Here is a 14,089-nt window from a genome sequence, read left to right on the forward strand (position 1 = left end):
GACGGCGTCAACGGGTTCTCCAGAGCGCAGCAAGGTGGAGCGCCGTAGAAGGTGCAGAGCAGAAGGAAGTGGAGCTCAGCCGAAGAGGTAGCGCTGCACCGTGGGGCCCAGCCGTGCGACGAGGTCCTCCACCGGGGCGGCAGCGAGCGCAGGGAGCTTCAGCACATATCGGGCAATCAGCATCCCGGCGATCTGCGAGGCGACGAGCGATGCCCTGAGGTCGGCGTCGTCGACGTCGAGGCTCCGCGAGATGCGGGAGAGGAGCTCACGCGAGAGGAATCCTGCCAGCAGCGGTGTCGTCACCCGACTCCCGATCGCGGTGCGCAGGAGCATGACCCCGCGCCGGCGCACCTCGGGCTGCTCGAACGCCTCGAGGACGTATCGGATCAGACGTTCACCGACCTCGTCACGCGGACCCGCGAGGATCCCCGGCACATCGATGTCCGGACGCAGCGGGATGCCCACGGCTTCGGCGAAGAGGTCGGCTTTGGTGCCGAAGTAGTGGTGCACGAGGGCGGAGTCCACCCCGGCCCTCGCGGCGATGGAGCGGATCGTCGCTCCGTCGTAGCCCTTCTCCCCGAAGTCGTCCACGGCGGACGCGATGATGCGCGCGCGCGAGTCCGAGACGCCGCGGGGACGGCCACGCCGCCTGGGGGGCTTGTGCTCGGTCATGCCCGTCAGCCTATGATGCGCGGCGATGGCACGGCGCGCCGGTCAGTCGAGCAGATGACGCAGATAGCGCGTCGGATGCTCGAGGAACGAACGCCAGTGGTTCACGATCTCGAGGTCGTCCCACTCGGCCGGGCGCACACCCCACTCGCCGACCTCGAGGATCTTCGCTCCCGGCAGGGCCGCCAGCACCGGCGAGTGGGTGGCGCACAGCACCTGCCCTCCCTCGTCGGCGATGCGTCGGAGCACGGCGATCAGGGCGAGGGTGGAGTTGAAGGACAACGCGGCCTCCGGCTCGTCGAGGCAGTAGAAGCCCGGCTCGTCGAAACGGCTCTCCAGCAGTGCGAGGAACGACTCGCCGTGGCTCATCTCGTGGAACGGCACATCGGGTGCGCTGGTCGACGGGTTCTCCTCGAGGTAGGTGTAGAAGGAGTGCATCGTCTCTGCACGGAGGAAGAACCCCCAACGGCTCGAGCCCACTCCCCGCTGCAGCCGCAACCACTCGGACAATGGCGATTCGGTCGCCCGCGTGGTGTGTCGAGCCTGCCGGGAACCTCCCTCGGGTGAGAGGCCGTACGCGATCGCGACGCCCTCGACCAGGGTGGACTTGCCGCTGCCGTTCTCGCCGACCAGGAAGGTCACCCCGGGGTCGAGGTCGATCCCCTCACGCAGCACCTGGGCGACCGCGGGGATGTTCGTCGGCCACCCCGTGCCCGTCGTCGGCGCCTCATCGTTCGGACGGACCGCGACGACGGGCTGCTGCCGTCGTCGCCGAGAGGTCGGCTCCCAGAACGCATCCATCGTGATCCCTCCCCGTGTGGCGTCTCGGAGAGGCTACCCGCATCCCCCGACAGGGACACGGGAAGGAGCCTCAGCACTCGATGACGTTGACAGCGAGGCCACCCTCGCTCGTCTCCTTGTACTTGGTGGACATGTCGGCCCCCGTCTGGCGCATCGTCTCGACGACGGCGTCCAGCGAGACGTAGTGGCTGCCGTCGCCGCGAAGGGCGAGCCGCGCAGCGGTGACGGCGGTCGAGGCGGCGATCGCGTTGCGCTCGATGCACGGAATCTGCACGAGCCCGCCGATCGGATCGCACGTGAGACCGAGGTGGTGCTCCATCGCGATCTCGGCCGCGTTCTCGATCTGCCGGTTCGTGCCGCCCATCACCGCGGTGAGGCCGCCGGCCGCCATGGCACAGGCGCTGCCGACCTCGGCCTGGCACCCGCCCTCCGCGCCGGAGATCGACGCGTTGGCCTTGAACAGCGACCCGAGCGCCGTCGCGGTCAGCAGGAAGCGACGGATGCCGCGGCGACGGTTCGCCTCAGCGGTCTGCTCCTCGTCGAGGTCGCTCCCGTCGCTCACCGCACGCACGTCCGACTCGAAACCGAGCAGCGCACTGCCGACCAGCTCGCCGTACGGGGTGACCGCGTTGCCCGCCCCGAGCCCCGAGTCGGCAAGGAAACGCCACCAGTACATCGCGACGGCTGGGAGGATGCCTGCGGCTCCATTGGTCGGCGCGGTGACGACGCGACCGCCCGCCGCGTTCTCCTCGTTCACGGCGAGCGCGAAAGCCCCGAGCCATTCGCCGGGAAGCTCGCGGTGCCCGTCGGCTTCCACCTCCTCGAGCTGGCCGCGGATCACACCGGCACGCCGCTTGACCTTGAGGATTCCGGGGAGCGTGCCCTCGGCGTGGAGGCCGGCATCGACACAACCCGACATCGCATCCCAGATCGCATCGAGCCCGGCAGCGACCTCCTCTTCCGAGCGCAGCGATGTCTCGTTCAGTCGCGCCACCTCGGCGATCGACAGTCCGTTCTCGTCGCAGAGGGCGAGCAGCGACGCCGCATCCGCGTAGGAATACGGGAATCCGGCGGTCGCGAGCTTCGCCTCCTCGCCGTCGCGTCGGATGAAGCCTCCGCCGACCGAGTAGTAGGTCTCCTCGGCGAGCACCGCACCCGAGTCGTCCCAGGCGGTGATCGTCATGGCGTTCGGGTGCCCGGGAAGCCGGGTGCGCGGCGCGAACACGATGTCGTCCTTCGCGAAGGGGACGTCGTGGGTGCCGTCGATGCGGATCATGGCCTGCGCGGGCAGATCGGTCCAGGCTGCACGGACGTCGGCAGGATCGCAGGTCTCCGGCGTGAGACCGCGCAGGCCCGCGACGACCGCATCCGGGGTGCCGTGCCCGATACCCGTCGCTCCGAGCGAACCGTAGAGGGTGCTGCCGATCCGGGCGACCTGGGGAAGGATGCCCGTCGCTGTGAGTCGCCGAGCGAAGTCGAGGGCCGCTCGCATCGGTCCGACCGTATGGGAGCTCGATGGCCCCACTCCGATGGAGAAGAGGTCGAAGGCCGAGACGTACGCTGTCACCCCTCCAGGCTACGCCGGATTCACCACTTCGGTTCACCGCGGTTAACTCATCAGCGCGTCAAGCCCCTTCCCGTCCTGCGTGTGCGGAGCCATCCTGTTCAGACCACATCGTCGAAAGGGGTCATCATGACCGACACCACTCCCGACTCGGAGACCACGGACGAGGCCTCCCCCGAATCGCAGACCCCCACGCCCACGCCGTCGTCGGACACGAGCGAGGGCGAGGTCACGACACCCGCCGAGGCGGAATCGCCAGAAGACGCCGACCCGAGCGAGGTTCCGAGCACCGAGGAGCTCGAAGAGCCCAGCACCGAGAAGGCCCCGGGCGAAGAGCCCAAGGCTCCGAAGCGCGATGAGCCCGAGCCCGATCACGAGGCGGTCGGCATCGGCGTGATCGACACGGAAGAGCCGCAGGCCGACTGAGCTCCCGAAGAATCCGGAGCACCACAGAGGCCCCGTCCTGCTGTCATCGGCAGGACGGGGCCGCGGTCGTGAACGGGGTCCCCGCTACTCGACGAGCTTGCCCTCGGTGTCGACCTCCCGCATGAGCTCGGCGATCTCAGGCGAGATCTCAGGGATCGCCTCTCGGGTCACACCGTCCTTCGGCGACCACACCAGGTTCACCTGCAGTGTCGGGTCGGTGTCGGGGAAGTCGCTGCGGTTATGGCATCCACGGGTCTCCCGACGTTCCAGCGCCGCCTCGAGGGTGGCGCGTGCAGCGAGCGCCGACGCCTTGAGATCGAACGCGTGCGCGAGGTCCTGGAAACCCGCGATGTCGGGGTGGATGCCGATGTCCTCCATGCGCCCCTCGATCATGTCGAGGTCGGCGAGTCCCGCGCGCAGCCCCTCCTCCGAGCGCACGACTCCGGCGTACTCGGTCATCAGGTTGCGGATCGCGCGCTGCAGCGCGCGGACGTTCTCACGTCCCTCCGCGGCGAGCAGGTCGTCGATCTCCGCACGCGCCTCGGCGACGGCCGTCGCCGACCGACGCTGCGCATCCAGCCCGGCCGCATGCTCCATGGCCGCCTGCCCCACGATCCGCCCGTAGACGAGCAGCTCGATGAGCGAGTTGCCCCCGAGTCGGTTGGCGCCGTGCAGTCCGCTGGAGGCCTCGCCGATCGCGTACAGGCCGTCGACATCGGTCTGGTGGTCTTCCGGCCGCACCCACACACCGCCCATCGAATAGTGCGCGGTCGGTGCGATCTCGATCGGGTCGGTGGTGATGTCGAGCATCTGCAGCTCCATCATCGTCTGATAGACGCGTGGCAGGCGGGTCATGATCGTCTCGCGCGGCAGGTGCGACACGTCGAGCCAGACGCCACCGTTCTCGGTGCCGCGACCCTCCTGGATCTCGGTGTACGCCGCGAGCGCGACGCGGTCCCGCGTCGACAGCTCCATCCGCTCGGGGTCGTACTTAGCCATGAACCGCTCACCGAGCGCGTTGCGCAGGATGCCGCCCTCGCCGCGAGCCGCCTCGGAGATCAGGGTTCCCGCCGCGCTCTCCGGCTCGATGATGCCGGACGGGTGGAACTGGACGAGCTCGGGGTCGCGCAGGCGAGCTCCCGCGTCGACCGCCAAGCGGAAGGAGTCGCCCGTATTCTCGTCACGGCGGGAAGAGGTGCGGCGCCAGATGCGGTTGTGTCCGCCCGCGGCGAGGATCACGGCATCCGCGTGGATGAGGTAGCGGGTGCCGTCGGCCTGGTCGAAGCCGTAGGCCCCGAACACGACGTTGTCGCGCACCAGGAGGCGGGTGATGTAGACGTGGTCGAGGATCGGCACGTCGAGCTGCTCGGCCTTGCGCACGAGGGTGCGCTGGATCTCGAGCCCCGTGTAGTCGCCGGCGAATGCCGTACGCCGGAAGGTGTGAGCGCCGAAGAACCGCTGCGAGATGCGGCCGTCGTCTTCACGCGCGAAGTCCATGCCCCAGCGCTCGAGGTCGCGGATGCCCCGCTCGGCGCCCTGAGTGACGATCTCGACCGTGTGCGGGTTGGCGAGGAGGTAGCTCTCCTTGATGGTGTCGGCCGCGTGCTGCTGCCAGCTGTCCTCCGCGTCCATCGTGCCGAGCGCGGCGTTGATGCCGCCGGCGGCGAGGGAAGTGTGCGCGTCCTGCCGCGGCCGTTTGCCCACGGCGAGCACGTCGACGCCGTGTTCGGCGATCTCGATCGCTGCCCGGAGACCCGAGCCTCCGGTGCCGATGACGAGGACGGTGGTGGATATCTGACGTTCGCGCGTAGCCATGCGGTCCACGGTAGTTAGGGGAACCTAATAACTCCAATGCATAGTTCGACTTGAAACGATGCGGGTAGGCTATGGCCATGAACCTCGAGCAGCTCCGCGGGTTCGTCGAGGTCGCACGTCTCGGACACTTCACCCGCGCCTCCGAGCACCTGCACCTGGCACAGCCGTCTTTGAGCCGGCAGATCTCGACGCTGGAGCGCGAGCTCGGCGCCGAGCTGTTCCACCGCGCGCGCGGCCATATCGCCCTCACGGCCGCCGGCGAGACGCTCCTCCCCCGCGCACAGCGCATGCTGGCGGAGGCCGATGCCATCCGCGACGAGATGGGCGAGCTGGCGGGACTCCGACGGGGACGCGTGCGCCTCGGCGCCCCTCCCACCCTCTGCATCAGCCTCGTCGCCGAGGCGATCCGCTCCTTCCACGCCGCGCACCCCGGCGTCGACCTGCATCTCACCGAAAGCGGTTCTCGCCGCCTCGTCGAGGAGCTCGCCGTCGGCGCCGTCGACATCGCACTCATCACGGAATCCGACGGCCCTCCACCCTCGGGGTTCAGCCTCACGCGGATGCCGCTGCTCACCGAGGAGCTCGTCGTCGTCTCGGCCGCGACCGAGCCGCCCGTATCGAGCTCGGCATCCATGACGCTCCTCCACCTCGCGTCCCTCCCCCTGATCGCACTCGACGAGACCTACGAGCTTCGAGCCACGACCGAGGCGGCCTTCCGCGCCGAGGGCCTCAGGCCCACCCATGTGCTCGAAGGCGCCGAGATGGACGCGGTGCTGCGTTTCGTCGAGCGCGGTGTCGGCGTCGCGGTCGTGCCGGCGATGGTGCTCCTCGATCGCCCCGCCCTGCGATCGGTCCGGCTGACGCACCCCATGATGACCCGCACGGTCAGCCTCGCCCACCGTGCGGATGTGACACCGGCCGTCGCCGTCGCCGCGATCCGCGACGTGATCGTCGCGACCGCCGCCGAGGTGGCCGACCGCGACCCGGCGATCACGAGCCTGCTCACCTGACGACGCGGGGCTCATCCTCAACGATGAGTCGGCTCGTTCCCGACAACGCAGAAACGGCCTCCACCGGAGTGGAAGCCGTTTCTCACTGTCTCAACACAGTGTGCGCCCGAAGGGACTCGAACCCCTAACCTTCTGTTTCGGAGACACGGCCCCGTTCTGGACCCCTGAGCGCTCCCTGATCCTCGCCGCAATGTGGTGTCAGGTGGAGCCTGACGCTGAAATCGCGAACCTGGTGGGGTCGGCATCATGAGCCGTCAGACGGTCGAAACGCTCGATTACATCGCGTTTGCGCGTCGAGTTATCCGCGCCGCCGGAGAGCGTTGCGCCGAGGCCGACGACTTCGAGTTGGCCGAACTCATCACCCTCCGGGATGACATCGAAGCCGCGATCACTCGCGCCGTCGTCGGCCTCCGCAACCAGGGCCACGCCTGGCAGTACATCGGTGATGCCCTCGGGATCAAGCGCCAGAGCGCACAGGAGCGGTACGCAAAGGCGTGTGCCGCATGAACGCCGTACACGAGATTCGGAGACAGAGCAAATGAATGATCGGAAGCCGCGCCCCCGCCACGACCCCAACGCGGGCACCGCAGTCATGAGTGCGAGTCAGGAGTTCCGCGACGGCGCTGCGACCGAGTACGGCGGCCGCGTCTACATGGCGGGCACCACCGCGCCAGATGTCGATGTTCGGAGCCACTAAATCCAAACGCTCTACTTATGATGAGGCCGTGCGAAGGGCGCGGCCTCATCCAGTTAATGAGGAGTACACATGCTGAATGAGGCATGGATCGCCGAAGTCGATGGCTTCTTGGCGCACCAGAAGGCGGGAGGCAAGCCCGAGACGACACGTCGGGCTCGCCGTGACCACCTTTATCACCTTGCCCGTCGTCTCGACGTGAAGACCCCGTGGGGCGTCGTGGGCGAAGACCTGATCGCATACGTCGGGAAGCAAGAGTGGGCGAAGGAGACGCGCCGGTCCCGCCGCGCGACCTTCCTCGCGTTTTGGCGGTGGGGAGTCGCGACGGGGCGGTGCGAGTCGGTGGTCGCGGAAGTGCTCCCGATAGTCCGCGCCACGCCCCCGCGTCCACGTCCTGCTCCGGATGCGGTCTATCGGGAAGCGCTGCTGCGCGCGCCCGCCCGTGAAACGCTGATGCTACGGATGGCTGCGGAGATGGGGCTGCGCCGGTCGGAAGTCGCCCAGGCGCACACGCGCGATCTGCTCGATGACTTGGTTGGGTGGTCCCTCGTAGTCCACGGGAAGGGCGATAAGGAGCGTGTAGTGCCGGTGCCCGGTTCACTCGCGCGTGCCATCCAAGACCTTCCGAGCGGATATCTGTTCCCCGGCGATTGGGGGCCGGGACATCTGTCCCCCGCCTACGTGGGCAAGCGCATCCGCAATTTGATGCCGGATGGCTGGACGATGCACACCCTGCGCCACCGGTTCGGCACGCGGGCGTATGCACTTCGAAGTGACCTGCTTCTCGTGCAGGAGCTACTGGGACATGCTTCGCCTTCGACGACAAGGCGATATGTTGAGCTTGATCGCAAGAGGATGCGATCGCTCGTGGAAGACCTGGAGGCCGCTGATGTCCGCTACGCCAATGCCTGACGGATCACGCAGAGCCACCCTCGCCGAACGCGTCGCGTGGGTCATCGTGTGTGGCGGCCTCGTGTTGTTCTTCGTTGCTCTCGTCGTGTTCGGCAATAGCTCCGACGAGCCCGACGCCCCGACCGTGTGGATGGTCGTTGGCGGCGGGCTCGCGGCTGTTGCGCTCATCCCGGCGCTACTGCTGACCGGTGTCCGTCAGCTGTTCCCGCTCGGCGCGGAGTTGCGCACGGGTGACCACGGTCGGGACAGCGCCGGTCTCGACGTCTCGTAGCGCCTCCGGGGCGTGCTCAGCGAGCGCGCCCCGGAGTACCGCAATCTCCTCGTCCTTGCGAGAGAGTGTCCCGTTGGTGTTCGCCTTGATTGTCGCAATCTCCTTGTTCTGCTGCGCTTGCATCGTTGCCAAGCCGCCGAAACCAGCGAGCAGCGTGAGCAGCGTGAACAAGAAGTTCATGAGCGTGGCTGTCGCGTCGGGCTTGACGATGAGCAGCAACACCACGCCGATCAGGCCGAGACCCGCGAGGATCGAGATGATGAGGAAGATGGTTTGCTTGTTCATATGATTCTCCGGGGTCTACTTGTTGGGCGCGCCCATATAGGCGCAGAGGAAGTTGAATGTGTCCCAGGAGACCTCGGGCACCTTTGCGAGCTCGGGGAGCGGCATGAGGTCGGTCGCTCCGATGTTGCGGAGGAACGCGACCTGATCGCGGAATGTGTTGTACTCGTCGGGCTTGGTGAAGTTCGTTTTGCCTCCGGTGCGGAGGTGCACAACGATCCCGTTTGGTGCGGAGACGATGGCCTCGGCCATGATGATTCCTTCCTGTGCGCCTGCACTGCCGGTGGCGGCGGCGGGGAGTGCGCGGACGATGGGGTAATTGCGGATGTTGGGCAGTTCGAAGTGCCAGGGCTCGTACTTGTAGGGACGGATGAGTCCGGCGTTTTCGAGGCGGCGGACCCGTTCGGGTGTGGGGGTGATGTCGAGTGCGCCGAAGCGGACGTGTGCGAGGCGCTGCGATTCGTCGTCGGGGTTGTCGGCGGGGTTGAAGCCGGGGAGCCGGTCCGCCCATCCGTCCCAGAAGTACTTCTGCAGGCCGTAGAGGCGTCCCGCGCCGCCGTCGTTCACGGGCGGCGATCCGGCTTCGATCCACGCTTCGACGAGGACGCGACGGCCCCACTTTCCCGGTTGCCCGGGCAGCGGGATGATGTCCAGCGCGCTCATCGTCCCTCCAGGGCGTCGAGGCGCTGCGCGAGGAGGTCCACAGCCTGGTGCAGCTGCGCGCACTGCGCCATGAGAAGGGCGATGAAGTCGATGCTGTCGGGCTGGTCGGTCACCGTGGTGTTGCCGTCGGCATCGGTGTCGTAGGTGTAGACGACGAACGGTTCCTGGTCGGGGTGCTCGGCCAGGCGCTCGGCGATGTAGCCGTACCTCCAGGAGCCATCACCGTGGCGCATCTGGTACCGGCTGAGCGTCGGCCAGATGTCGCCGAGGCTGGCCGGGTCGATCGCGCTGATGTACTTCTTGTAGCGCTCGGAGGATGCGTTCTTCGCGAGCCGCCCGTCACCGTTGATGTACGCGACCGCGTAGCCGGACGTGGCCGGCGTCGCGTTCGGCACGATCACGTGACCGCCCACCGACATGTTCGCACCGGTGTAGATCGTCTGCGCGGTCGCCCACTGTCCACTCGCCTCACCGAACCGCATCCCACCGTTGTCGAGCGACGTGTGCGTGTGAGCCGACGGCGGGAAGGTGGAGGGCTTGCCGCTGATCGATCCCCAGGTGAGCGAGATGGCGGCGACCTTCGTGTCGGTGTAGTTCTTCGCTGCGGTGAGCGCTGCGGCGCACTTGGACACGATGTAGTCGCGGGTCTTGTTGATCGCGAGCCACCCGGTGCGGCGGTCTTCGGTGCCGTCCAGGACGCTCATGCCGTCGGCGGCGGCGGTGGTTCCTTCGTTGCCTACGTAGGACTCGGGCATTAGATCACCTCGTTCTTCCATGTCCCGCCCACGGGCGAGTCGGTCCAGCGCTCACCGGCCGGGATGAGGATCCAGGCGGCGGCGGGTGTGTCGGTCGTGCGTGACGTCACGGTCACGGTGTCTGTGTCGAAGTCGAACCGCACCGATTCAGCGATGCCGGTTTGGATCGGTGTGCCCTCCAGGAGCACGCTGAGGGTCTGGTCGGTGCGTTCGGTCCAGGTGGGTATCGCGGACGCGCTGACGGTGCGCCCGCGGCCCTGCGCGCGGCGCACGATGCTCTCCGCACGCCCAGGACCGGGATACGGGGTATCGGGCACTTCGACCTGGATCACCTTCGTGGGATTCGCGGTGAGCGCGAACGCATCGATACGCCGCTGCTCGATGCCGTCGCGATCGGTCCAGACGTACTCGTACACGGCACCGTCGAACCAGGCGTCATCCTCGCGGCTGAGGGTTTCGTCGGCGGTCTCGATGTTCACCGCGTGCCGGTAGGTCTGGTTCCCGTCCGCGCGGTAGTCGCTGTTGCGGAGCGTCCACCGTCGCATCTCGTCGCACACGAGCCGGAGTCCTGCGGCCTTGAGTAGAGGCTCCAGGAATGCCATTCCGGAGACCCCGGCACGCCATACCAGCGACTCGGGCGGGCGCTCGACAGCCGGGGTACGCGACGACGACGAGGCGTGCGCCGCCGCCGACCATGCGAAGTCATACGTCACGGTGTCGGCTGTCGCGCCGTCGAAGTACGGCACAACCTCATTGCCCTCGTAGAACATCACCGCATCTACGTACGGCTGCTGGCCCGCTGCGGTGGCCTGGTACCCGAAGTGCACGCTCGCGCTCGTCGCGGCGACAGGCGCTTTCGCGATCACGAACGGGCGGCTCCACGCAGACCCCGACACGGCGAGATTCGCGCCGGTCACCTGCGCGATCGTCACGCCCTGCTGATCCTTGAAGTGCACGCGGGCGTGCACGGTCGAGGCGGCGCTACAGATCATGTGACCGGCGAGTACGTACCAGCGGCCCCCGGTGACGCGGATACCCGACGCGGCCGCATAGTCGGCGTAGCTGATCCCTGCGGCGTTCGTCGTCCACCTCAGACCGAACCCGGACGGCGGATCGAACGTCACCGGCTGACGCGACACCGCCGAAGCGTTCGTGCCCGCCGTCCACCCGTCCGCGTTGACCTCAATCGACGGATTCGTGACGAGGTTCGTGATCGGCCAGTAGGCCGTCACGTTGGCGTCCTCCGTGCCGGATGCGAGCATGAAGTCCCGGTACGGGCCGAGCCTGCTGGTCTGCTCCGTCACGAACCCTGTCGCGTCCAGACGCCCACCCACGGGGATCGTGCCGGTGATGCGGAAGATGGGGACCACGCGCACCGCGCCAGGCAACCGTGCCACCGTCGCCGACACCCGCGTGAACTGCCCGGACGTGACGGTCGCAACCACATCGGACGTGCCGAGCGACGTTCCGCCCGCGTCGAGCTGCTGCACATAGACCCGCCCGACAGGCGCGGTGATCGACGACGGGCGCACCCACGCCGAGACCGTGATCGCGGTGCCCAGCGGTGCCACCAGGAGGTTATTCGTCGCGGTGCCACGGACGTCAATGTAGGTGCTCGCCGTGGTCGCCTGAGCGCGCAGGAAGGTATCGATGCCCTCGCCACCGACGTTCAGACCGACAGTCGTCGTGGGGGTGAGCGTCGGGCTTCCCGAACCGGACTGGGACGCCGCCCACACCGCGGCCGATGTGCCGCGCGGACCCTGCGCCCGGTTCGGTGCGAGCCCACCCACACGGCCGAGAACGTAGTCACAGACCGCCCGCAACGATGCCTGATACGTCCGCGGCGTGCCATCATCCACGAGCTGCGCGAAGTCCCCCAGGAGCGCCTCATCCGACGCGAGAGTGATCGTCACCGTCGACCCGGCCCTGTCCGGCTTCGCGATACGGATACCAAGGTCAAAGGATCGATTCCGCGTGGCATCCGCGAGCACGGCGTCCACATCGATCACGACGCGGCGCGAGTCTCGCGGGTCGAGCTTCGTCAGGAGCATCGGGTCTTTCACCGCGATAGTGATCTCGCCCTCGACGTGCGGGATGCGCGATGCGTCGAGGCCCACGCCGCCCGTGCTCCCCTCGTCGAGCGACAGGCTGATATCGCCCGCCACGTCCAAGACGCGGGCGGTGTAGATCGGCTTGGATACGGAGGTCATGACTGGACCTCGTGGAACGGAACCGAAACCGTCCACACCGAGCGCGTCTCGTCATCGAGGCCCATCGAAATGGAACCCCCGGCCACGACGAACGACATCCCCACCTCGGGAACGTCGGGATCGGTGAGGGTGAGCACCTGGGGCACGCGCAGGATCGCGAACGCGGCCCACGCCGCCGCGCGCGTTGCGAACACGAGCGAGAGGGTGCCAGTGCGCATTCCTGCCGGGCGCAACGTGATGTCCGGATCGGTGCGACCCATCACCGTGTGGACAATCGAGCGCGCTTCGCTCGAAGCTTCGTAGCCATCGACGACGGTAGGAACGATCGTTCCGGAGGCGTGCGTGATCGTGGTCATCGGTTCCACCCGTCCGGGGTCAGCACCTTGGTTCCGACCTTGAGCACGGTCCCGGAGATGCGACGTGCCGCCCGGTCCCATTCGCTGGTGTCCACACCCACCCGAACTGTCGAGTTCCCGTCCGGAATGCCGTAGATTTTCCGCTCGATGGCGTCCACGTTCTCAGTCGCTCGGCCCGTCTCGGCGTCGATGTAGATCTGCTTGCCATCCGGCAGTGTCACCACGGTGTCGCCGAACTCATCTACCGTTCGTGTCGCGCCCTCGGTTCGGTCCGCCAGGAGCCGCAGTGAAGTCGAGTAGACGTCGGCTTGCTCGGCTCCGGCGTTCATCTCTCCAGTGAGAGCGGACAATGACTCTCCCCCGACTGAGACGTCCTCTCGCATTGTGCGCATGTCGTGGCTGAGCCCTCGGATATCACCGCCCGTCTTCTCGAGGGCAGCAGCCACGGTCGTCTCCTTCTGCGCCAGGGACTCACGGGCCTCGGCCAATGCGTTAGTGTCGCCAGCCATAGCGAGCAAGGCGACGGACTCGGTTACTCCCCAGTCCTTCGCGTTCCGCTGCGCCGCGGCATACTGCTCTTCGTCGGTGATAATCGCCCGCGCTCTCTCCACGAGTTGCGACGCGTTGAGAATGCGTCCTCCTGCCTCCACGTAGGCATCGGCCCACTCTGCGGCGCGTTCACGAGACTCCTGCTCGGCTTCGTTCATCGCCTCGAAACCGGCGACGCCAAGCCCGATCCCGGCTGCCGCAAGTAGGCCCGCCGCCGCCCCTGCCGGGCCGAACCCGGCGAACGCGTTGGCGGCCACTTCCTGGAACATGTCCGCGATTGACTCGGCGCTACCGTCGAAGGATGCGGCGGCCTCCCGTGCGGTGCTGTTGGCTTCGTCCCTGAACTCCTCAGCGCCTTCCTTGGCATCGTCGAAGGATCGCCGCGAGGTTTCGCCGATGTTCTTTACTGCGTCATCGGCTTTCCCTGCTGCGCGCACCATGTCGCGGAACGACGCCTCCACCTTGTCGCCGGAGCGGCCACTGTCTCGGGCGAGGTCGTCGAGAGCTTCGCTGGTGTCGTCGAGCGCCTTGGAGAGGTCTTTGACATCACGTTGCGCGGCGCGCGTGTTGGCGGCGATATCGATGCTGAGGGCCATTACTCCTGTTTCCCTTCGAAGGCGGTGGCGATGGTGCGGACGGTGGTCTGCACCCAGAGGGCGGCGAGGCGGGGGATCATCTCGCGGGCGGCGGGAAAGAAGACGTAGCCGTTGCTGTTGCGCGGTTTGAGCGCACGCGTGGCGTGACGGGTGACCTTGTGCGGTCGACCCTTGGGTCCGCGTCGCTGGTAGCTGGTCTTGCGTTGCTGGTCAGCGCCGAACTCGATGGCCGGGTAGTCAGCCTTGGGGGCGAGCCCTCCGGAGAGAGCCCGCCCTTTCGAGGCTGACTGGATGCGGACGTTCTGATTCGAGACAGACACGACGGACGTGTCCACAATGACGCGGTGTTCGAGCCTGGTATCGGCACGTTCCGCAAGCGCCTTCTTCCACTCGGGGGCGGCGATGCGCTTCGTCTCCTGGCGGTTCATCTTCGCGATGGTGCGATCCAGGGCACGGATCGCGTAGATGGCCGCACGGAGTTCAGGTGACTCCTTGGCGTCGAGGCGCATCGTCGTC

The 14,089-nt window shown here is 67.4% G+C and carries 16 protein-coding genes; 5 read left to right on the plus strand and 11 right to left on the minus strand.

The genetic code is table 11. The features are described 5' to 3' along the window. Window positions 1-75: 75 nt before the first annotated feature. The 3 genes from HDC31_RS13860 to HDC31_RS20285 form a co-directional block, all read right to left on the minus strand. Window positions 76-672: a TetR family transcriptional regulator gene (locus HDC31_RS13860; RefSeq protein ID WP_113680918.1), complete on the minus strand. Its 597-nt coding sequence runs from the start codon at window positions 670-672 to the stop codon at window positions 76-78. Window positions 673-714: 42 nt separating this feature from the next. Beyond that, window positions 715-1,470: an AAA family ATPase gene (locus HDC31_RS13865; RefSeq protein WP_046746703.1), complete on the minus strand. Its 756-nt coding sequence runs from the start codon at window positions 1,468-1,470 to the stop codon at window positions 715-717. Between the two features lie 70 nt (window positions 1,471-1,540). After that, window positions 1,541-3,037 (minus strand): L-serine ammonia-lyase, iron-sulfur-dependent, subunit alpha, encoded by a 1,497-nt coding sequence (locus tag HDC31_RS20285; RefSeq protein WP_179516219.1) that lies wholly within the window; start codon window positions 3,035-3,037, stop codon window positions 1,541-1,543. 126 nt (window positions 3,038-3,163) lie between these two features. Between HDC31_RS20285 and HDC31_RS13875 the strand changes: the two genes are divergently transcribed. Next, window positions 3,164-3,460 (plus strand): hypothetical protein, encoded by a 297-nt coding sequence (locus tag HDC31_RS13875; protein ID WP_113680919.1) that lies wholly within the window; start codon window positions 3,164-3,166, stop codon window positions 3,458-3,460. Between the two features lie 84 nt (window positions 3,461-3,544). On the opposite strand, the gene HDC31_RS13880 is transcribed toward HDC31_RS13875, so the two are convergent. Continuing rightward, window positions 3,545-5,275 (minus strand): L-aspartate oxidase, encoded by a 1,731-nt coding sequence (locus tag HDC31_RS13880; protein ID WP_046746706.1) that lies wholly within the window; start codon window positions 5,273-5,275, stop codon window positions 3,545-3,547. Between the two features lie 77 nt (window positions 5,276-5,352). Between HDC31_RS13880 and HDC31_RS13885 the strand changes: the two genes are divergently transcribed. From HDC31_RS13885 to HDC31_RS13900, 4 genes are all read left to right on the plus strand, one after another. Further along, the gene (locus HDC31_RS13885) at window positions 5,353-6,285 is read left to right on the plus strand and encodes a LysR family transcriptional regulator (protein ID WP_058631591.1); all 933 of its coding nucleotides are present in this window, start codon (window positions 5,353-5,355) and stop codon (window positions 6,283-6,285) included. A gap of 246 nt (window positions 6,286-6,531) precedes the next feature. Beyond that, complete coding sequence (locus HDC31_RS13890) at window positions 6,532-6,792, plus strand: hypothetical protein (protein ID WP_179516220.1); 261 nt, start codon at window positions 6,532-6,534, stop codon at window positions 6,790-6,792. Between the two features lie 31 nt (window positions 6,793-6,823). After that, entirely contained in the window at window positions 6,824-6,982 is a 159-nt protein-coding gene (locus HDC31_RS13895; protein ID WP_179516221.1) for a hypothetical protein, read from the plus strand. A 69-nt stretch (window positions 6,983-7,051) separates the two neighbouring features. Further along, the gene (locus HDC31_RS13900) at window positions 7,052-7,891 is read left to right on the plus strand and encodes a site-specific integrase (RefSeq protein WP_179516222.1); all 840 of its coding nucleotides are present in this window, start codon (window positions 7,052-7,054) and stop codon (window positions 7,889-7,891) included. A 175-nt stretch (window positions 7,892-8,066) separates the two neighbouring features. On the opposite strand, the gene HDC31_RS13905 is transcribed toward HDC31_RS13900, so the two are convergent. From HDC31_RS13905 to HDC31_RS13935, 7 genes are read right to left on the minus strand one after another with little or no spacing between them, the layout of a single operon-like run. Beyond that, complete coding sequence (locus HDC31_RS13905; RefSeq protein ID WP_179516223.1) at window positions 8,067-8,447, minus strand: hypothetical protein; 381 nt, start codon at window positions 8,445-8,447, stop codon at window positions 8,067-8,069. Between the two features lie 15 nt (window positions 8,448-8,462). Beyond that, window positions 8,463-9,107 carry a hypothetical protein gene (locus HDC31_RS13910; protein WP_179516224.1) on the minus strand — a complete coding sequence of 215 codons (645 nt, stop codon included), beginning with the start codon at window positions 9,105-9,107 and terminating at the stop codon, window positions 8,463-8,465. Further along, the gene (locus tag HDC31_RS13915; RefSeq protein WP_179516225.1) at window positions 9,104-9,862 is read right to left on the minus strand and encodes a hypothetical protein; all 759 of its coding nucleotides are present in this window, start codon (window positions 9,860-9,862) and stop codon (window positions 9,104-9,106) included. Before HDC31_RS13915 ends, HDC31_RS13910 begins: the two co-directional genes overlap by 4 nt. After that, window positions 9,862-12,072, minus strand: coding sequence for a hypothetical protein (locus tag HDC31_RS13920; protein WP_179516226.1), 2,211 nt, complete (start codon window positions 12,070-12,072; stop codon window positions 9,862-9,864). Before HDC31_RS13920 ends, HDC31_RS13915 begins: the two co-directional genes overlap by 1 nt. Then, complete coding sequence (locus tag HDC31_RS13925; protein ID WP_113680926.1) at window positions 12,069-12,428, minus strand: hypothetical protein; 360 nt, start codon at window positions 12,426-12,428, stop codon at window positions 12,069-12,071. Before HDC31_RS13925 ends, HDC31_RS13920 begins: the two co-directional genes overlap by 4 nt. After that, complete coding sequence (locus tag HDC31_RS13930) at window positions 12,425-13,573, minus strand: hypothetical protein (protein ID WP_179516227.1); 1,149 nt, start codon at window positions 13,571-13,573, stop codon at window positions 12,425-12,427. The genes HDC31_RS13925 and HDC31_RS13930 overlap by 4 nt, the downstream gene beginning before the upstream one ends. Then, window positions 13,573-14,082, minus strand: a complete 510-nt coding sequence (locus HDC31_RS13935; protein WP_179516228.1) for a hypothetical protein — start codon at window positions 14,080-14,082, stop codon at window positions 13,573-13,575. The genes HDC31_RS13930 and HDC31_RS13935 overlap by 1 nt, the downstream gene beginning before the upstream one ends. Window positions 14,083-14,089 lie beyond the last annotated feature (7 nt).

This window comes from Microbacterium sp. JAI119, assembly GCF_013410135.1.
Classification (GTDB): domain Bacteria; phylum Actinomycetota; class Actinomycetes; order Actinomycetales; family Microbacteriaceae; genus Microbacterium; species Microbacterium oxydans.